Genomic DNA, 18,181 nt, shown 5'->3' on the forward strand with positions numbered 1-18,181 from the left:
CCGCCGATCACGCACCGCGGCACTGTCCCCGAAGAGGTGCTCGGCCGACCAGGCCACCACGTGCGCCTGTCCCGCGGGGATCTCCTGCCCGCAGTCGGGACAGCGATAGGCTTTCTCCGCGCGATGCGCGGGGATCTCTCGGACGAACCAGTCCCGTCCACGACGGGTCTGCTGCTGGGCACCGCCGTGGGCCAGGCGCGTGACATCGCGCACCTCATCTGACGGGCGGCGTCGGTGTTTCCGGGGCATGGCTTCCCCGGATCACCACCAGTGGTTGGCAGTCCAGAAGGCGTACGCCGCCGCCCAGCTGCCGTAACGATCGACCGCGTAGCCGCTCGCCCACCGCAGGTTATCCACGGGGTCGTACCCGTTCCCGGGAACCTTGCTGCACGGGTATGCCTGAATGAGCCCGCACGCACCCGAGCTCGCGTTCGTTGCGTTCGGATTCCAGGTGGACTCCTTGGAGGCGATGTAGTCCACGTAGCCCCAGTCGGCCTCCGGGATCCCGGCAGCGGCCATCCACTCCGCCGGCGAGCCCCCGCCGGAGTACTTCGGGGGTGCGCCCAGTGCGGCGGCAGCGGAACCGCCGGCGGCCTGGGCTGCCTTCGCGGCCTCTTCGGCAGCCTTTGCCGCCTTGGCGGCTTCCTCGGCTTCCTTCTTCTTCCGCTCTTCCTCGGGATCCGGCATCTGGATCGCCGGCACGTCCGCGTAGACGAGGTCGGCTTCGGCCGTTACGTTCGGGGTGAACTCCTGATGGATGCGCTCCTGAAACGCGAGAGCCTCCGCATCCGCCTGTGCGCTGGGCAAAGCGAACGGTGCGATGACGGCCGCACCGAGAAAGCCCGCGACAGCGAGCCCGGCGACGGGTGCGCGAAAGCGCGACCAGCGGGAGACGGAGTTACCATTCAGAGATGCCACAATGTAACGATCTTATCTCAGGGGAGCGATTTCGACAATGCGCCACCGAGCCGGGCCCGAAACCCGGCGCGGCGCACTAGCGGGTCGCGAGAATAAGTTCGACCACCCCGTCCAGGAGTGCGTCCACCTGGTCCTCGTCGTAGCCGCGCCACTGCGAATGGAACACGACATCGCGGACCTCCGCGGGTTTCAGTCCGAGTTCGCGCCGCTCAAACATCTCCGAGACGCGATCCAGGAACGCGTCAACCTGGGAACGCCGGTACCCGGTCGCGAAGATCCCCCGCCGCCGGAACCGGCGCCCGCGCGGGCGCTGAATTCGGCCGCGGACGTCCGAGAGGAGCGCGCGGGTCTCGTCCCACCAGGCGTCTTCACCGGCCGCGCGCACCTTGGCGCGGCGCTCGCGCTCGAAGAACACCTCTTCCAGGCGATCCAGCGCAGCATCCACGTAGCGGGTGGCGTAGCCGCCCCGCTTCATCGGGAAGGCGGTATGCCGCACCTCCTCGGCGGTCAGGCCGGGCCCATCGCCCTCGTAGGAGCGGCGGGCACGACCCAGAAACTCATCAACCTGCTCGGGCGCGTAGCCCGCCTGAGATCCGGGCGCGAGGGGAAAGGAAACGTGCACGGCACTATTCTGCCCGTGCCGCTGTCGGGGTTCCTGAGAACGGGCGCCCATCAGACGACGCCCAGAACGAGTGCGACGCCGTAGACACCGACTGCGGAAGGAAGCACCGAGTCGAGACGATCGAGGAACCCGCCGTGGCCGGGAATCCAACTGCTCATGTCTTTCACTCCCAGATTGCGTTTGATCAGGGACTCCGTGAGATCGCCGCCCGTCGCGGTCAGGAGCACGACCACCCCGAGGATGATCCCCACCCACCAGGGCTGCTGCAGCGCGAAGATCGACGCGAGCACGCCGACCGCCATCGCGACGATCGCCGCCCCGATAAATCCTTCCCAGGTCTTATTCGGGCTAATCCGGGGGGTCATCTTGTGCCGGCCGAGCGTGACCCCAGCCGCGTAGGCGCCCACGTCGACCGAGACGACGATGAGCACGAGCGAGAATACCCACCACTCACCTCGATCGGCGGCGACGAGGAGCACCGTGAACGACGCGAGAAACGCGACGTAGACGAGGGTGAACAGCCCCGAGAAAACGTCCCGGATCAGGGTCCGGGGCGGCGTCTCCCACGCGGGGAGCAGGCCCTCAAGCAGCCGCCACACGGTCAGCAGGGCCGAGCCGGCGAAGAGGCCGAGGAGCATGCCCTCCGCCCCCCACAGGTAGGCACCCACGACAACGGTGAGGCCGCCGAGCACCACGCCGATCCGCGGGACACGGCGGCCGGCGACGCGGAACGCCGAGGCCAGCTCCACGAGCGCGACCCCCACCAGCGCCGCGACAAGCACCACGAAGAGTTCCTTCACCAGCAGGAGGCTGACGAGGAACACCCCGCCGAACACCAGCCCGGAGAGGATCGCGAAGAAGAGGTTCCGCCCCGCGCGGGCTTCGATCCGCGCATTGGTCGCCTCAAGCTGCGCGCGCGTCGATTCCAGCGCGCTTCGCAGTTCTTCGCGCTTCTCCGAGCCGGTCATGCCGCTTAGACCTCCAGCAGCTCAGCTTCTTTGCGCTTGAGCGCCTCATCGATCTGCTCGATGAACTGCTTCGTCACGGCCTCGAGCTCCTTCTCGGCGCGGGCGACCTCGTCCTCGCCGATCTCGCTCTTCAGCGCTTCAAGATCGTCCTTGCCCTGGCGGCGGACGTTGCGGATCGCGACGCGCGCATCCTCAGCCCGGCCCTTGACGATCTTGACGAACTCCTTGCGGCGCTCCTCGGTCAGATCGGGCAGCGTGACACGAATGACGGTGCCGTCGTTCGAGGGGTTCGCCCCCAGGTTCGGCATGTCGCGGATCGCCTGCTCGATGTCCTTCATCGCACCCTTGTCGTAGGGCGTGATCAGGAGGCTCCGCGCGTCCTGGTTCTGGACCGAGGCGAGCTGCGGCAGCGGCGTCGGCGTGCCGTAGTAGTCGACCTGCAGATTCTGCAGCAGTGCGGGGTTTGCGCGGCCGGTTCGCACCGAAGCGAAGCCGTCCTTCGCGGATTCAACCGCGCCGTTCATCCGGTCCTTGATGTCTACGAAGACCTCTTCGATCACGGTGTTCTCCTTAAGTGTTGCCGAGCTGCTTCAAGCTTAGCGGTGTACCAGGGTTCCGAGCTTCTCGCCACGGATCGCCGCGGTCACGTTTCCAGCCGGCTCCATACCAAACACGCGCATCGGCATGCCGTTGTCCATGCACAGGCTGAACGCCGTGGAGTCGACGACCTTGAGCCCCTGCACGAGCGCCTCGTTGTAGCTGATGTCGTGGATCAGCGTGGCGTTCGGATCCTTCGCGGGATCGGCGGTGTACACGCCATCGACCCCGTTCTTCGCGACGAGCACCTCGTCGGCGTGAATCTCCAGGGCGCGCTGCGCCGAAACGGTGTCCGTCGAGAAGTAGGGCAGCCCCGCCCCCGCGCCGAAGATCACGACGCGGCCCTTCTCCAGGTGCCGCACCGCGCGCAAGGGGATGTAGGTCTCCGCGACCTGGGTCATCGTGATCGCGGACTGCACGCGACTCGAAACGCCGGCCTGCTCCAGGAAGTCCTGCAGTGCGAGCGCGTTCATCACGGTGCCCAGCATGCCCATGTAGTCGGCACGCGCGCGATCCATGCCGCGCTGCGACAGTTCGGCGCCGCGGAAGAAGTTTCCGCCGCCGACGACGACCGCGACCTCCGCGTGCTCCATTGCCGCGGCGATCTCACGTGCGATCTGGCTGACCACGTCCGGGTTGACACCCAGCGTGCCCCCACCGAACGCTTCACCGGAGAGCTTCAGCAGAACTCGACGCTTACGGGATGCGGTCTCGGTCATGTGGGGGTCTCCTTTGTGGGGCGCAGTGGGGGAAAGTGTGTGGGAAAACCTCAGTTGAGGTCAGTGTAGTGCGGGCATAGCACGGGACCCGGACCAATATGGCCCGGGTCCCGTGAACACCAGTTAGGCGCCGACCTTGCTGCGTGCGAAGCCGGTGACCGTGATCCCGGCCGCGGCGGCGACCTTCTGGACCTCGCGCTTCTCATCGTCAAGCGCGTGCACCTGCTCGCCGAGCACGACCTGCTTGAAGAACGCGTTCAGACGCCCCTCAACGATCTTCGGGAGTGCTGCCTCGGGCTTGCCCTCGTTCTTCGAGATCTCGGTGACGATCTCGCGCTCCTTCTCGACGTCAGCCGCGGGAACCTCGTCGCGCGTGACGTAGAGCGGATCAGCGAACGAGATGTGACGCGCGATGCTGAGTGCAGCCTCTGCGCCGTCGCCCTCGTAGCCCACGACCACGCCGATCTGCGGGGGCAGATCCTTCGAGGTCTGGTGCAGGTAGACCGAGGTGCCCGGCGCCTCAACGCGGGAGACCTTGCGGAGCTCGATGCGCTCGCCAATGATCGCCGACTCGTCGGTGATCACGTCGGCAACGGTCTTGCCCTCGAGGGGCGCCGCGAGGGCTTCCTCGACGGTGCCCGCCGAAGCGGCGACGACGGCGTCGATGACGCGGTCGGCCAGCGCGATGAACTTCTCGTTCTTCGCAACGAAGTCCGTCTCGCAGACGATCTCGATCATCGTGGCAGCGCCGTCGCTCTGACGTGCCGCAACGAGGCCCTCGCTCGCCTCGCGGTCGCCGCGCTTGGCGACACCCTTGAGGCCCTTGAGACGCAGGATCTCAATCGCCTTCTCGATATCGCCCTCAGCCTCGACGAGCGCGTTCTTGCTGTCGAGCATGCCGGCGCCGAGACGCTCGCGCAGCTCCTTCACAGCGGCCATGCTTACTGCAGCCATGTGTGACTCCTTCTGAGTGGTTCAGTGAACGGTGGGGAAACCGAATTACTCGGCTGCCGGTGCCTCTGCGGCGGCTTCCTCGGCAGCGGGTGCCTCGGTTGCCTCAGCGGCGGGTGCCTCGGTCGCTTCAGCGGCGGGCGCGTCTGCGTTGAGCAGCTCAACTTCCCACTCAGCGAGGGGCTCAGCAGCAGCTTCGCCGGCCTCGGGCTTCTGGTGACGCTCCATGAGGCCCTCGGCAACCGCGTCAGCGATCACGCGGGTGAGGAGTGCGACGGAACGGATCGCGTCGTCGTTACCCGGGATCGGGTAGGTGACCTCGTCGGGATCGCAGTTCGTGTCGAGGATCGCAATGACGGGGATTCCCAGCTTGCGCGCCTCGTCGATCGCGAGGTGCTCCTTCTTGGTGTCGACGACCCAGAGCGCCGACGGCGTCTTGCCCATGTTGCGGATGCCGCCGAGCGACTTCTGCAGCTTGTCGAGCTCGCGCTTCTTGAGGAGGAGCTCCTTCTTGGTGAAGCCGCTCGTGGTGCCCTCGAAGTCGAGCTGCTCGAGCTCCTTCATGCGCTCGAGGCGACCGGTAACGGTCTGGAAGTTGGTGAGCAGGCCACCGAGCCAGCGCTGGTTCACGTAGGGCTGGTTGACGCGCGTTGCCTGCTCGGCAACGGCTTCCTGGGCCTGCTTCTTGGTGCCGACGAAGAGCACGTTGCCGCCGCGGGCGACGGTCTGCTTCACGAAGTCGTAGGCGGCATCGATGTAGCTCAGCGACTGCTGCAGATCGATGATGTAGATGCCCGAGCGCTCGGTGAAGATGAAGCGCTTCATCTTCGGGTTCCAGCGGCGGGTCTGGTGTCCGAAGTGGACGCCGCTGTCGAGCAGCTGGCGCATGGTAACGACGGCCATTGCCGTTCTCCTGTTCTGCGCACCCGTGTGGGCACGCGCTTGCGGTTATGTTGGTCACGAGTGTGACCAGATCCTGGTGCCCTCAGGCCTCGCCGCTTCGTTCGAGTGAACGGAAGACCGATGGCGGTGCGCTGATGAGCGGGCACGCGAAGTCACCTCTGTCGAGGTGCATCCAGCAGTCTAGCATCCGCGCGGTGCCTCGTGCGTGCACGGCGCACCCTGGTGGTCGTGCTGCGTGTCGTGCTGCTCCGGTTCGTGCTGCTCCGGGGCGTGCTGCTCCGGGGCGTGCTGCGCCGGGGCGTGCTGCTCCGGGGCGGGAGCGTCGCTCACAGTGTCGCGCTGCGCCGCCGCACCGGCAGCTTCTCCACATCCGGCTAGTTTCTCCCCGCGACGCCCGGCGTGTCCAAGAGGCTAGGGACATGACTCCCCCACCACGCACCCCGCCCGACCCTGCACCGGCAGCATCGCCGCCGGCTCTCCGCGCGTCCCGTGCGTCCCGCGCACCGCCGCGTGTTGCTCGTGTCCTCGCGCACGCACTCCTCGTCTCGGTCGTCGCGCTCGCCCCGGCACGTGCAGTCGCCCCGGCGGTCGGAGGTCCGGGCGGCGCGGCACCGTGGCTTCCGCCGTTCGGAACACCGCTCCTCGTGTCCGGGCCGTATCGCCCGCCGCCCACGCCCTACACCGCGGGACACCGCGGCGTCGGCGTCCCCGCGGGCCCGGGCGCGATCGTCGCCGCCCCCGCGGACGGGACCGTCGAGTTCGTGGGCGCGGTGGTGGATCGGGGTACCCTCACGGTCCGTGTCGATGCCGACACGGTGTATTCCTGGGAGCCAATCGAGAGCGCACTCAGCGTGGGCGATCGCGTCGTTGCCGGCGCCCCGCTCGGCACGGCCGCGAGCGGCGGGCACTGCGCGGCCGAGTGCGTCCACCTCGGGGTGCGTGAGCAGGGCGAGTACGTCTCCCCGCTGCGGTATCTGCTGGGCCGGCCGGTGTTGCTGCCCTGGGAGTAACCGTGTTCGTTCCCTATGCGCGGGGGTGCGCCTGCCGGTAGCGTTCGGCGAGCCGCTCGGTAGAGACGTGCGTGTACACCTGCGTGCTTGCGAGGCTAGAGTGGCCGAGCATCTCCTGCACCACCCGGAGGTCGGCACCCCCGTTGAGCAGGTGGGTGGCCGCGGTGTGGCGCAGAGTGTGCGGGCCGCTCGGCCCGCTCCCCGGCTCATCGGCGAGCTCCCGGGATACCAGCCGGTACACCGCGCTCGGAGTCAGCGGGCCGCCGTGATTGTTCAGAAAGAGCGGGCTGTCTCGGGGTGCGCGGGCTTCGGATTCTGCCGCGCGCGCCGCCAGTACGGGACGCGCGTGGGCGAGGTAGTTCTCGAGCGCGCGGGCCGCGGGGGCACCGAATGGCACGATGCGCTCCTTGTTGCCCTTGCCCAGCACGCGGACGGTGCGTTCGCGGCGGTCGAGCCCGTCGGCGGTGAGCCCGCACAGCTCGGAGACGCGGAGCGCCGTCGCGTACAGCAGTTCGAGGACGGCGGAGTCGCGCCCGGCTTCGGCGACGCCTGACGCGGCCGCGATGTCGGGTGCCGCGGGACCGCCGGGCTTGCCCTGGCTCGCGGGGGCGCCCGGGGCATCCGCGCTCGCAGGGGCACCGGGGGCATCCGCGCTCGCGGGGGCATCCGGCCCCGCAGGCACCCCCGCGGCACGGCGGGCAACCCGTTCCAGGATTCGGTTGATCTGCTCGTCGCCGAGCACCCGCGGGAGCGCGCGCGGGGCTTTGGGGGTGCGCAGTCGCGAGGCGGGGTTTCCGGGGACGAGCCGGGTGCGTTCGAGCCAGCTGCCGAAGGATTTCAGGGTGGCAACGTTGCGGGCGAGCGTGCTCGCGGCGAGGCCACGCTGCTGTCGATCCCACAACCACGCACGCATGAGCTCAAGTTCGCAGTCGGCAAGCTGAGCACTGCCCATGCGTTCTGCGAACTCGGCGAAGTCTCGCAGGTCGCGCTCGTAGGCGCGCACGGTGTGTTCCGAGTAGCCATACTCGGCGCGCACGGCCGCGAGAAATCCCGCGGTGGCCGTTTCGAGATGCATACTCCTATTGTCGCCGTTGCAGGGCCCACCGTGTCTCTCCCGTTCCCGGCGTTTCGTGGCGGGTGACCTGGCCGAGGAGCGTCAATTCGGCGAGCGCGCCCCGGGCCTCGGCGACCCCGACACCCGCGTGCTGTGCCACGTCCTCGGCCGTCCGTCCGCCCCGGAGCGGCAGCGCATCGACGACACGGCGATGCAGCGCGGTCGGCCGGTCGGGCTCACCAGCCCCGCCTTCTTCGGCCAGCGCAGCCATCGCGTCGCCCGGCAGGGACAGCAGCTCACGAAGATCGTCTTCCCCGGTTACCAGCGCTGCTCCGTAGTCGCGGATCAACCGATGACACCCGGCGGAGGCGGCGCTCGTCACGGGACCGGGCACCGCTCCGAGGGGCCGCCCGAGTGTCGCGGCGTGGCCCGCGGTATTGAGCGAGCCCGAGCGCAGTCCGGCCTCGGTGACGAGCGTGGCGTGCGCGAGCGCGGCGATCAGCCGGTTGCGCTGCAGAAAGCGCCACCGAGTGGGTGCCGCGCCCGGCATCATCTCGGAGCACACGACCCCGGTCTCGCCGATGCGTGCCAGGAGCGACTCGTGCTGGCGCGGATACGCGCGGTCCGCGCCGCCGGCAAGCACCGCGATCGTGGGGCGCGCGGCGGCGAGCGCGGCGCGGTGGGCGACGGCGTCAATACCGTAGGCCGCGCCGGACACGACCGTCGCCCCGAGCGCCCCGGCGGCGTCCGCGAGTTCGGCGGTGACGTGGGCCCCGTAGCCGGTGCAGGCGCGGGCCCCGACGATCGCGAGCTGCGGGTCCGTGAGCCTCGCGGAGGCACCGCGCACCCACAGCACCAGTGGGGCGTGCGCACCCAGATCCCCGAGGGCTGCGGGCCAGGTCGCCGCGGCCGGCGTCAGCAGGCGGAGGCCCGCCGCGAGCCCGCGGTCGAGGTCCTCGCAAAGTTCCGGCATGCTGAGCCGAGGTCGCCAGCGTGCCAGCCCCGCCGAGACCAGCGGGGCGGTGAGCTCCGCCCCCGCGGCGCGGGCTTCGGCCGCGATGCGGTGAGCACTGCGGCCCGCGGTCACCAGATCGAGCGCGGCGTTTGCGCCCAAGTGCGCGACGAGGGTTCCAGCAACCGCGTCGCCGGGCTCGACGAGGCGCGCCCAGACCACGCGCGCGGCGATCTCGACCGTGGATGCCATCCCCTGTCCGACGCCCCCGGCCGGGTCCGCAGCGAGCAGGGTGTCCAGGCGACCGCGGAGGGCGGAGTCGTCGGTGACGCTCGCGAGCCGCCCGTTCACGGCGTCCCACCATTCCGCAGGAGAAGCGCGTGGGCGAGGTCCGCGCGCTCGGGGACCTCGTGCCCGGCGAGATCGGCGATACTCCAGGCGACGCGCAGCACCCGATCATAACCGCGCAGCGTGAGCGCGCCGCGGGCCAGCGCCCGATCGAGTACGGCGGTGTGTCCACGCGGGGGCCGCTGTTCCGGGGCGCGGAGCCAGTGGCCCGGGACCTCCGCGTTCACGCGCCACGGGGTCGCCGCAAGCCGAGTCGCCGCGCGCTGCCGTGCCGCGATCACCCGGGTGCGCAGCGCGGCGCTCGTGGGGACATCCTGATCCGGATCGGCGCGGAGCACCTGCGAGACTCTGCGGAGCGTCAGTCTCACGTCGATACGGTCCGCGAGCGGCCCCGAGATTCGCTGCTGGTATCGGACCCGAGCGCTCGGGGCGCAGCGGCACTCCTCCCCCGCTGCACCGGAGTCTGCGTTGCCGCAGGGGCACGGGTTCGCGGCGAGCACCAGTTGCACGCGAGCCGGAAAGGTGGCGTGTAGCTGGGACCGGTGAATCTCAACGTTCCCCGACTCGAGTGGCTGTCGTAATGCGTCAAGGGTGGCCCTGGGAAACTCGGGTGCCTCGTCGAGAAACAGTACGCCGTGGTGGGCGCGCGTAACGGCTCCGGGGCGCACCACGCTGCCGGTGCCGCCGCCAATGATCGCCACGGTCGTCGCGGTGTGATGCGGGCTTTCGAATGGTGGTCGCCGGATCAGCCGCGTCACCGCACTGCCGCCGAGCGACGCGATGCTCGTCGCCTCGAGCGCTTCGGCGTCGTTCAACTCAGGCAGGATCGTGGGGAGTCGCGTGGCAAGCAGCGTCTTTCCCGCGCCCGGGGGCCCCAGCAAGGACAGGTGGTGGCGCCCGGCAGCCACCACCGCCAACGCTTCAACGGCTTCGGGCTGACCCATCACCTCTGAGAGGTCTGGTTCGGATCCTGCCGGCGGTTCCGGCGGCGTGACCAGCCCGGGCAGCGACACGGCTGCGCTCGGCCCGTGACGGTACCAGGAAACCGCGTCCGCGAGGTTCGCCACGGCAACGATCTCAATGCCGGGCACCAGCCGCGCCTCGCGTGCGCACTCCGCCGGCACCATCGCCCGCACGAAGCCCAGTTGCCGGGCGGCGACCACGGAGGAGAGGAGCCCCGCGGGTCGCCGCAGCTCCCCGCCGAGGGCAAGTTCTCCCAGGTGCGCGGTGTCCAGGAGCTGTTCCGCGGGCAGTTGCCGCGAGGCGGCCAGCGCGGCGAGCGCGATCGCCAGGTCGAATCCCGCACCGTGTTTGGGGAGCGCGGCCGGGCTGAGGTTCACGGTCGGAAAGCGTTTCGAGAGCGGGAGTCCTGCCTGGGCGGTCGCGCTGCGCACGCGTAGTTTCGCCTCCGCGAGCGCCGTGTCAGGCAGCCCGATGATCGTCATCCCGGGAAGCTGCTGTGACACCGCGGCCTCCACGGTGACGGCCGTGCCCTGCAAGCCGGTAAGCGCGATCGCCGAGGCTCGACACACCGCATCGGTACTCGGGGCGGCGCTCACGAGATCCCTCGCAGGTGGTCGATCTGCGGGGCCCTTCCTGGCCTGAGCACGATGCCCACGGCGTCGATCCGGAGATGCTCGCTCCGCACGCGTTGGGCGCGGAGCCACTCGAAGAGCAGCCGCCGCAGCCGTGCGGCCTTCCGCGCGGTGATCGCGGTGAGTGGATCGCCGAATCCCGTGCCGCTGCGGGTTTTCACCTCGACCGCGATGACGGTGCTCCCCTCGCGGGCGAGCAGGTCGATCTCGCCGTAGCGGCTGTGCCAGTTCCGATCGAGAATCGCGAACCCCTGGTGTGCAAGGTACTCAGCCGCGAGGGCTTCGCCGCGCGCCGCGAGCGTGAGCGGTCGTGCAACGTGATTGGGAGAAGCCAGTGCCGCGGGGAGCGGCGGGGAATGATCGGGTGTGTGGGTCATAGGACACCTCCTGCCGACCATCCTGGGACGGCGGCGGGTATCTCGCAGTGGCTACGGCGAGATCTGTGGATAAGCACACCAGAGGCGCGCACCAGCCCATGGCTGTGAGCGAAGCTTGCGCTGATCCCACGCCCCGAAGCGAACGCTGAGGTCCCCGTACCCGCCCTCGACGACTGGTCAGCACGTGGTAATCATGCATCCGGTGTGCGCGGTGACCTGTGCCAGGTACGGGGCTGAAGTGTGATGACCGTTCGGTCAAGACGCTGCCCACCGCGTCGAATGTCTGGCCGGTTTCACCGCCGGCCACGGCGTGTGCTCGCCCCACGTCGTCTACCGACTCAGCGTTCAGTTCTGGGGGATGTCTACCTCCCAATTCATGCGCTGGATCAGGCCGTCGATCTCGCGGAGGCGGACGGCGACCGCGTCGGCCTGCGCGCGAAGTTCGGGGACCGCGAGCGCCGAGAGCTGCCGCAGCTCACTGCGCAGTTGTCGCGGTACGCGGGCACCCCCGGCGGCGTCGGCAGCCTGTGTGAGGAGACTGTGTTCCGCCCGGAGCGTCTCACGCGCGGCGAGGATCTCCGTGAGCGTGCGCCCGTCGGCGGCGAGCGCGGTGGCGTTCGCGAGGTTGATCTGCGCGATCAGACGCTCAAGCTCACGCAGCACCGCGACGCACTCGTCGAGCAAGGTCTGCGCGTGCTCCGCTGGTTCCTCGCCCTCCTGGTAGCTCGCGTTCATGAGGACGCGAGCACGCAGAGTATCGGCGCGTTTCTGCAGGTCAGAACGCTCAAGCAACGCTTCGGCGAGTTTCATGCGCCCATCCTGCCACACCGGCGCCGCTATTCGTCGAGTGCGAGCTCCTGCGGCAGGGAGAACTCCCGCGCGGACAGTTCTTCGACGTTCACGTCCTTGAACGTGAGCACGCGCACCGACTTCACAAAGCGGTCGGCACGGTACACGTCCCACACCCACACGTCACTCATGGTCAGCTCGAAGTAGAAATCGCTGCCGGCGTCGCGCCGCTGCAGATCGACCTCGTTCGCCAGGTAGAACCGGCGCTCCGTCTCTACGACATAGCGGAACTGACTCGCGATGTCGCGGTACTCACGGAACAGCGACAGCTCCGCGTCGCGTTCATAATCATCCAGCTCGTCCTCGTTCATCTCCCCCATCCTATGCCGTCTCGGCGCGGTGGGTCAGACCCGCCGGTGTTCCCGCCGCGGACCCCCGCACCACCCCCGCGGTGGACCCGCAACACACCGGTGAAATCGAGATTGACTTATTCGAACATATGTTCGAATATGGCTCCATGAATTCTTCCGCGACGGTCCGTTCGCTGCAGCAGCGCATCACCCAGATGCAGCCGCTGCGGCTCGACGACCGCGCGCTCCCCACGGCTCCGGAGCTCCGCCCACTGCTGCCCGGCGGGGCGCTCCGGAAGGGGGCCAGCTACACCGTGCAAGGCTCGCAACAGCTCGCCCTCGCGCTCCTCACCGCCGCGTCCGCCGCGGGTGCCTGGTGCGGCGTGATCGGCGTTCCGGATTTCGGGGCCGAAGCCGCAGCCGCGCTGGGCATTGCGCTGGATCGCTGTGTTCTTATTCCCGATCCCGGTGCCGAGGCCATCGGGCTCACCGGGGCGCTCAGCGAGGTCCTCACCGTGGTGCTCCTCCGGCTCCCCACCCGACCGCGGTCCGGCGACACCGAGCGAATCGCCGCGCGGCTGCGAGAGCACGGGTCTGCGCTGGTGGTCACGGGCGACTGGCCCCACCCGGAGAGTGCTCTCCGCGTCACCGGGTCACGTTGGTCCGGTCTCGGGCACGGGCACGGCGCGCTCTCGGGGCGGGAGCTGTCGGTGCAGTCCCACGATCGGCGCGGGATCACCGAGCACCGTGTCCACTTCGCAGACGGCGCGCTCGTCGCCCCGCGACCGGAGGCTCTGGCAGCGGAGGCCCTGGCTCCGGAGGCCCTGGCACCGGAGACGCTCGCGCCCGCGACACGTGCGCAGCCGCTCACCCTGGTGGGGTCATGAGCACCGCAGAACGCGCGCTGGTCGTGTGGATCCCCGACTGGCCCATCCACGCATACCTGCAGGACCAGCCGGACGCCGAAGCCGAAGCCGAAGCCGAAGCCGAAGCCGAAGATCCTGGCACGGAGCGCCCCCTGAGCACCCCCGCGATCGCACTGATCGCGGGGCACCGCGTGGTCGCCTGCTCGGCGGCGGCCCGCGCGGAGGGGGTCCGGATCGGGCTGCGCGAGCGCGAGGCGCAGATGCGCTGCCCAGAACTCATCATTCGTCCCCACGACCCGGAGGTGGACGAGCGCCGCTTCGCACCGATCATCGCGGCAATCGAGCAGCTGATCCCCGGGGTCGAGTCGCGTCGCCCCGGGGTGTGCGCGATGCGGGCGCGCGGCCCGGCACGCTTCTACGGCGGCGAAGAACCCGCGGCCGTCGCGCTGCTCGAGCTGGCGCGCACGCTCGAGCTGCCCGAGCTGCGGGTCGGCATCGCGGATGGGCTGTTCGCCGCAGAGCAGGCGGCACGCACCACAGGATCCGCCCCCGCAGCCCACTCCCCCCGCCCCGGAGTGCAGATCGTAGCCCCGGGCGGCTCCGCCGCATTCCTCAGCCCGCTCCCCGTCGGGCGCGCCGCCGCCAGCGACTTCGCGGAGGTGCTGCAGGGGCTCGGGATCCGCACCCTCGGCGCGCTCGCCGCGCTTCCGGAGAGCGCCGTCCGGGAACGCTTCGGCGCGACCGGCGTCGCCACCCACCGGCGCGCCACAGCCGCGGGCCCGGTCCACGGCGTCGAGCTGCGCCCGCGCGACCCGGTGCGTGAGTTTGCCGTCGAGCTCGCGTTCGAACCACCCCTCGACTCCGCGGATCAGCTCGCATTCGCCTGCGTCACCCTCGCGGAGCGCTTCATCGCGGGGCTCGCGGAGGAACGCCTCGTCTGCACGGCGCTCCGCATCGAACTCACCGACGACATCGGCGTACGCCACGAACGGGAGTGGGCGCATCCGCACCGCTTCACCGCGAGCGACACCGTCGGCCGGATCCGGTGGCAAGCGTCGGCGCTTCCGCAGACGGGCGAGCGCGGCGGGGCCGGGATCACCCTGATCCGGATCACCCCCACGCACACCGACCGCGCCGCCGCCCACGAACCGGGGTTGTGGAGCACCGAACCCGAGGAACGCGTGCATCACCATCTGAGCCGCGCCCAGACCCGCCTCGGGCACGCCGCGGTGGGCACCATGCAGCTCACCGGGGGCCGCCGCCTGGCCGATCGTCAGCGCCTCGTGCCGTGGGGCACCACCCGGATCCGCAGCCGCGCCCGCTCGCCCCGGGCCTCCGCCGCAGGCCCCTGGCCCGGCGCACTCACGGGTGCCATCCCCAGCCGCGTGTTCCCCGAGCCGTTCCCCGCGGAGTTGCGCGATGCGAGCGGCACCCCCGTCAGCGTCGACACGGAGGACCTCCTCACCGCACCCCCCGCACAGCTTCAGGTCGCCCAGACCCGGTTTCCCCAGCCGGTGCAGGACTGGTCGCACCCCTGGCCGCTCCGGGAACGCTGGTGGGAGGGCGCACCCGAGCGGATCCGGCTCCAGCTGCAACTCGCGGGCGGTGATGCCTGGCTACTCTCCTACGAGCGCGGTGCGTGGTTCGCGGAGGGGCGGTACGACTGATGGGCTGGAACAACCCACCGCTCCCCTGGCGCGAAATGGAGCGCCGCCTCTCCGGTCGCCCCGCACCGCAGGATCCGCGGTCGGATCCCGCTACCGCGCCCGCGCCGCCTGTGGCACCAACCGCACCGGCCACCCCTCACGCGGCGGACGCCACCCCCACCGTGCCGTATGCGGAACTCCACGCCCACTCCCACTTCAGCTTCCTCGACGGTTCGGCCACCCCGGAGGAGCTCGTCGCGGAGGCGACACGACTTCAGCTGAGCGGCCTCGCCCTCACCGACCACGACGGCTTCTACGGCGCGGCGGTGTTCGCCGAAGCGGCAGAGGCCGCGGTCCGAGCCGCGGCGGAACACCCGGCCGAGGCCTCCACACCGCTGCTCACCGTGTACGGGGCGGAGCTCTCGCTCGGGCTCGACGTGCCGCAGCTCGGGGCCGCTGATCCCACCGGCACCCACCTACTGGTGCTCGCCCGCGGCGCGGAGGGGTACCACCGGCTCGCCGGCGCGATCACCGAGGGGCAGCTCACGGGCGGCGAGAAGGGCCGGCCCAGCTACGAACTCGACATGCTCGGGGAACTCGGCCGCGACCACTGGACGATCCTCACCGGCTGCCGCAAGGGGGCGGTGCGGCAAGCCCTCGATGCGGCCCCCACCCGGGCAGCGGGTGAGGATCACGCGCGCGCGGAGCTGCGCCGCCTCACCGAACGCTTCGGCGCGGAGAACGTGTACGTGGAACTCACCCAGCACGGTCACCCGGGCGATGACCTGCGGAACGCGCAGCTCGCCCGGCTCGCGGCGGAGTGTGGGCTCCCTACGCTCGTCACCGGGAACGTGCACTACGCCACCGCAGCGCAGGCGCCCCTCGCCGAGGCGATGGCGGCGGTGCGCGCCCGGCGCAGCCTCGACGAGCTCGACCCCTACCTCCCCGCGACCGGGGCCGCGCGCCTGCGCTCCGGAGCGGCGCAGCTGCGACGCTTCGCCGCGTACCCCGACGCGGTGGCCCGCACCGTCCCCCTTGCGCGGGAGCTCGCGTTCCCCCTGCGCTCGGCCCGCCCCAAGCTCCCGCGGTTTCCCGTACCGGAGGGGCACACCCCGATGAGTTGGCTGCGGGAACTCGCGTGGGCGGGCACGGAGCGGCGCTACGGCACCCTCACCGAGGCGATCCGGACCCGCATCGCGCGCGAACTCGAGGTCATCGAGGAGAAAGATTTCCCCGGCTACTTCCTCATTGTGTACGGCATCGTGCAGGAGGCCAGGCGGCGCGGGATCCTGTGCCAGGGTCGCGGCTCGGCGGCCAACTCGGCGATCTGCTACGTGCTGGAGATTACCGCGGTGGACTCGATCCGCTACGACCTCCCCTTCGAGCGGTTCCTCTCGAGCATGCGCGACGAGGAGCCCGACATCGACGTGGACTTCGACTCGGAGCGTCGCGAGGAGATCATCCAGTACGTCTACGAAACCTACGGTCGGCGCAACGCGGCGCAGGTCGCGAACATCATCAGTTACCGTCCCAAGGCCGCGATCCGGGATGCGGCCAAGGCGCTCGGCTATAGCGCCGGGCAACAGCGCGCCTGGACCGCAGCGATGGAGCGGTGGCGCGCCATCGACGAGGACCCGTCGAGCCCGATCCCGCTCCCCGTGCAGCGCCTCGCGCAGCAGTTCCTCGGCGCGCCCCGCCACCTTGGCATCCACTCGGGCGGGATGGTCCTCACCGAGCGCCCCGTCGGCGAGGTCTGCCCGATCGAGCACGCCCGCATGGACCGCCGCACCGTCCTCCAGTGGGACAAGGAGTCCTGCGAGAGCATGGGCCTCGTCAAGTTCGACATGCTCGGACTCGGCATGCTCAGCGCCCTCCAGAAAACGATGGACCTGATCGCGGACGCGACCGGGGAACGGTGGACCCTCGAAACCGTCCCGAAGGAGGAGCCCGGGGTCTACGACATGCTCTGCCGGGCCGACGCGATTGGGGTGTTCCAGCTGGAGAGCCGCGCACAGCTCAACACGCTTCCGCGACTCAAGCCCCGCAGCTTCTACGACCTGGTGATCGAGATCGCGCTGATCCGGCCCGGCCCGATTCAGGGCGGTGCCGTGCACCCCTATCTGCGGCGGCGCAACGGGGACGAGCCCGTCACCTACCCGCACCCCAAGCTGCAACCCGTGCTGGAACGGACGCTGGGGGTGCCGCTGTTCCAGGAGCAGCTCATGCAGATGGCGATGGCGGTCGGCGGCTGCTCCGCGGAGGACGCCGACCTGCTGCGCCGCGCGATGGGTTCCAAGCGCGGCGAGGAGCGCATCACCGCGCTCAAGGAGAAACTCTTCGCGGGCATGGCGGAAAACGGGATCACCGGAGAGGACGCCACACACCTGTACGCGCAGATCGAGGCCTTCGCAAGTTTTGGCTTCGCGGAGAGCCACTCGATCAGCTTCGCGTTGCTGGTCTACATCAGTTCCTGGTTCAAGCTGCACTACCCGGGCGCGTTCCTCGCGGGGTTACTCCGGTCCCAGCCGATGGGGTTCTACGCCCCGCGCACCCTCGTCGCCGATGCCCGCCGCCACGGTGTCGAGATACGCCCCGTGGACGTGCAGCGCTCGGGGGTCTTCGCGGGGCTCGAAGCGGTGGGCGTCGCCCCCACCCGCGCCGGGTCCGCGACCGGCCACCCCGAACACGCCGCGTGCACCGCCGACGATCCGGTCCGGTCGCTCGCCCCGCACGAGTCCACCGTTCGGGTGCCCCCGTTCGACCCGAGCCTGCCCGACACGAGCGGCGCGCACCGCCGCGACAGCGGCTTCGCGGTGCGGCTGGGACTCTCCGAGGTGCGCGGGATCGAGCCCGGCACCGCCGAGCGCATCGTCCGCGCCCGCGCCGACGGCCCGTTTCTGGACCTCGCGGACCTCGCGCGTCGCGCCGATCTCGACCGCAGCCGCCTCGAAGCGCTCGCCACGGCGGGTGCCTGCGAGAGCTTCGGGGTGGGACGCCGCGAAGCTCTCTGGGCCGCCGCGCCCGCCGCGGATAACCGCGAACGCTTCCTCCCCGGCGTCGCCGTCCACGTGCAGCCCCCGCTGCTCCCCGTGCTCAGCCGCTCCGAACAAACCGCGCTCGATCTGTGGAGCACGGGGATCGTCACGAACGATCACCCGCTCGCCCTGCTCCGCGACGAGCTCGACGGGCGCGGTGTGCTCCGTTCCGACCGCACCGGCCACGCAGCGCCCGGAACCGTGGTCACGGTTGCCGGGCTCGTCACCCACCGCCAACGGCCGAGCACGGCGGGCGGCATCACGTTCCTCACGCTGGAGGACGAGGCGGGCACCGTCAACATCGTCGCCTTCGCCCAGGTGTGGCAACGCAACCGGCTCGTCGCACGCGCCTCCCCCGCGCTCGTGGTGCGCGGCCTCCTCGAACGTTCGCCCGAGGGGGTGGTGAACGTCGTCGCGCACGCCTTCGAACCGCTCGCCGCGCCCGCCAGCGTGAGATCACGCGACTTCCACTAATCCCGCT

At 70.2% G+C, this 18,181-nt stretch carries 18 protein-coding genes; 5 read left to right on the forward strand and 13 right to left on the reverse strand.

Annotated features, from left to right (window positions below):
* Positions 1-261: 261 nt before the first annotated feature.
* The 7 genes from D3230_RS01455 to rpsB form a co-directional block, all read right to left on the reverse strand.
* Complete coding sequence (locus tag D3230_RS01455) at positions 262-918, reverse strand: aggregation-promoting factor C-terminal-like domain-containing protein (RefSeq protein WP_337249038.1); 657 nt, start codon at positions 916-918, stop codon at positions 262-264.
* 76 nt (positions 919-994) lie between these two features.
* Positions 995-1,540, reverse strand: a complete 546-nt coding sequence (locus D3230_RS01460) for a DivIVA domain-containing protein (protein WP_337249039.1) — start codon at positions 1,538-1,540, stop codon at positions 995-997.
* A 50-nt stretch (positions 1,541-1,590) separates the two neighbouring features.
* Complete coding sequence (locus D3230_RS01465; protein ID WP_202343225.1) at positions 1,591-2,508, reverse strand: phosphatidate cytidylyltransferase; 918 nt, start codon at positions 2,506-2,508, stop codon at positions 1,591-1,593.
* Between the two features lie 5 nt (positions 2,509-2,513).
* Entirely contained in the window at positions 2,514-3,068 is a 555-nt protein-coding gene (gene frr, locus D3230_RS01470) for a ribosome recycling factor (RefSeq protein WP_202343226.1), read from the reverse strand.
* A 36-nt stretch (positions 3,069-3,104) separates the two neighbouring features.
* Complete coding sequence (gene pyrH, locus D3230_RS01475) at positions 3,105-3,824, reverse strand: UMP kinase (RefSeq protein WP_202343227.1); 720 nt, start codon at positions 3,822-3,824, stop codon at positions 3,105-3,107.
* Positions 3,825-3,947: 123 nt separating this feature from the next.
* The gene (tsf, locus tag D3230_RS01480; protein WP_202343228.1) at positions 3,948-4,778 is read right to left on the reverse strand and encodes a translation elongation factor Ts; all 831 of its coding nucleotides are present in this window, start codon (positions 4,776-4,778) and stop codon (positions 3,948-3,950) included.
* 45 nt (positions 4,779-4,823) lie between these two features.
* Positions 4,824-5,678, reverse strand: a complete 855-nt coding sequence (gene rpsB / locus D3230_RS01485; protein ID WP_202343229.1) for a 30S ribosomal protein S2 — start codon at positions 5,676-5,678, stop codon at positions 4,824-4,826.
* A 201-nt stretch (positions 5,679-5,879) separates the two neighbouring features.
* On the opposite strand from rpsB, the gene D3230_RS01490 reads away from it, so the two are divergent.
* Both D3230_RS01490 and D3230_RS01495 read left to right on the forward strand, forming a co-directional pair.
* Complete coding sequence (locus tag D3230_RS01490; protein WP_202343230.1) at positions 5,880-6,056, forward strand: hypothetical protein; 177 nt, start codon at positions 5,880-5,882, stop codon at positions 6,054-6,056.
* Positions 6,057-6,097: 41 nt separating this feature from the next.
* Positions 6,098-6,688 (forward strand): M23 family metallopeptidase, encoded by a 591-nt coding sequence (locus tag D3230_RS01495; protein WP_202343231.1) that lies wholly within the window; start codon positions 6,098-6,100, stop codon positions 6,686-6,688.
* Between the two features lie 13 nt (positions 6,689-6,701).
* On the opposite strand, the gene D3230_RS01500 is transcribed toward D3230_RS01495, so the two are convergent.
* From D3230_RS01500 to D3230_RS01525, 6 genes are all read right to left on the reverse strand, one after another.
* Positions 6,702-7,763, reverse strand: a complete 1,062-nt coding sequence (locus tag D3230_RS01500) for a tyrosine recombinase XerC (protein WP_202343232.1) — start codon at positions 7,761-7,763, stop codon at positions 6,702-6,704.
* 4 nt (positions 7,764-7,767) lie between these two features.
* Complete coding sequence (gene dprA, locus D3230_RS01505) at positions 7,768-9,045, reverse strand: DNA-processing protein DprA (protein ID WP_337249040.1); 1,278 nt, start codon at positions 9,043-9,045, stop codon at positions 7,768-7,770.
* On the reverse strand, positions 9,042-10,601 hold the full coding sequence (locus tag D3230_RS01510) for a YifB family Mg chelatase-like AAA ATPase (RefSeq protein ID WP_202343233.1): 1,560 nt from the start codon (positions 10,599-10,601) through the stop codon (positions 9,042-9,044). Before D3230_RS01510 ends, dprA begins: the two co-directional genes overlap by 4 nt.
* Positions 10,598-11,014, reverse strand: coding sequence for a YraN family protein (locus D3230_RS01515; RefSeq protein ID WP_202343234.1), 417 nt, complete (start codon positions 11,012-11,014; stop codon positions 10,598-10,600). Before D3230_RS01515 ends, D3230_RS01510 begins: the two co-directional genes overlap by 4 nt.
* Before the next feature lie 345 nt (positions 11,015-11,359).
* On the reverse strand, positions 11,360-11,824 hold the full coding sequence (locus D3230_RS01520) for a DIP1984 family protein (RefSeq protein WP_202343235.1): 465 nt from the start codon (positions 11,822-11,824) through the stop codon (positions 11,360-11,362).
* 26 nt (positions 11,825-11,850) lie between these two features.
* Complete coding sequence (locus tag D3230_RS01525; protein ID WP_087011559.1) at positions 11,851-12,174, reverse strand: DUF2469 domain-containing protein; 324 nt, start codon at positions 12,172-12,174, stop codon at positions 11,851-11,853.
* Positions 12,175-12,320: 146 nt separating this feature from the next.
* Between D3230_RS01525 and D3230_RS01530 the strand changes: the two genes are divergently transcribed.
* Genes D3230_RS01530 through D3230_RS01540 form a run of 3 tightly spaced genes read left to right on the forward strand, consistent with a single transcriptional unit; the run spans position 12,321 to position 18,174 of the window.
* Positions 12,321-13,040, forward strand: a complete 720-nt coding sequence (locus D3230_RS01530; protein WP_202343236.1) for a hypothetical protein — start codon at positions 12,321-12,323, stop codon at positions 13,038-13,040.
* Positions 13,037-14,686 carry a DNA polymerase Y family protein gene (locus D3230_RS01535; RefSeq protein ID WP_202343237.1) on the forward strand — a complete coding sequence of 550 codons (1,650 nt, stop codon included), beginning with the start codon at positions 13,037-13,039 and terminating at the stop codon, positions 14,684-14,686. Before D3230_RS01530 ends, D3230_RS01535 begins: the two co-directional genes overlap by 4 nt.
* A complete protein-coding gene (locus tag D3230_RS01540; protein ID WP_202343238.1) occupies positions 14,686-18,174 on the forward strand; it encodes an error-prone DNA polymerase in 3,489 nt (1,162 codons plus the stop codon). The genes D3230_RS01535 and D3230_RS01540 overlap by 1 nt, the downstream gene beginning before the upstream one ends.
* The last annotated feature ends 7 nt before the right edge of the window (positions 18,175-18,181 follow it).

It is taken from the genome of Leucobacter chromiireducens subsp. solipictus (assembly GCF_016758195.1).
In the GTDB taxonomy this organism is placed as follows: Bacteria; Actinomycetota; Actinomycetes; order Actinomycetales; family Microbacteriaceae; genus Leucobacter; species Leucobacter solipictus.

Coding starts and splice junctions, on each gene's coding strand:
- D3230_RS01465 (WP_202343225.1), bottom strand. CDS start 2,508: ATGACCGGCTCGGAGAAGCGCGAAGAACTGCGAAGCGCGCTGGAATCG.
- pyrH (WP_202343227.1), bottom strand. CDS start 3,824: ATGACCGAGACCGCATCCCGTAAGCGTCGAGTTCTGCTGAAGCTCTCC.
- tsf (WP_202343228.1), bottom strand. CDS start 4,778: ATGGCTGCAGTAAGCATGGCCGCTGTGAAGGAGCTGCGCGAGCGTCTC.
- rpsB (WP_202343229.1), bottom strand. CDS start 5,678: ATGGCCGTCGTTACCATGCGCCAGCTGCTCGACAGCGGCGTCCACTTC.
- D3230_RS01495 (WP_202343231.1), top strand. CDS start 6,098: ATGACTCCCCCACCACGCACCCCGCCCGACCCTGCACCGGCAGCATCG.
- D3230_RS01500 (WP_202343232.1), bottom strand. CDS start 7,763: ATGCATCTCGAAACGGCCACCGCGGGATTTCTCGCGGCCGTGCGCGCC.
- D3230_RS01515 (WP_202343234.1), bottom strand. CDS start 11,014: ATGACCCACACACCCGATCATTCCCCGCCGCTCCCCGCGGCACTGGCT.
- D3230_RS01520 (WP_202343235.1), bottom strand. CDS start 11,824: ATGAAACTCGCCGAAGCGTTGCTTGAGCGTTCTGACCTGCAGAAACGC.
- D3230_RS01525 (WP_087011559.1), bottom strand. CDS start 12,174: ATGAACGAGGACGAGCTGGATGATTATGAACGCGACGCGGAGCTGTCG.
- D3230_RS01530 (WP_202343236.1), top strand. CDS start 12,321: ATGAATTCTTCCGCGACGGTCCGTTCGCTGCAGCAGCGCATCACCCAG.
- D3230_RS01535 (WP_202343237.1), top strand. CDS start 13,037: ATGAGCACCGCAGAACGCGCGCTGGTCGTGTGGATCCCCGACTGGCCC.
- D3230_RS01540 (WP_202343238.1), top strand. CDS start 14,686: ATGGGCTGGAACAACCCACCGCTCCCCTGGCGCGAAATGGAGCGCCGC.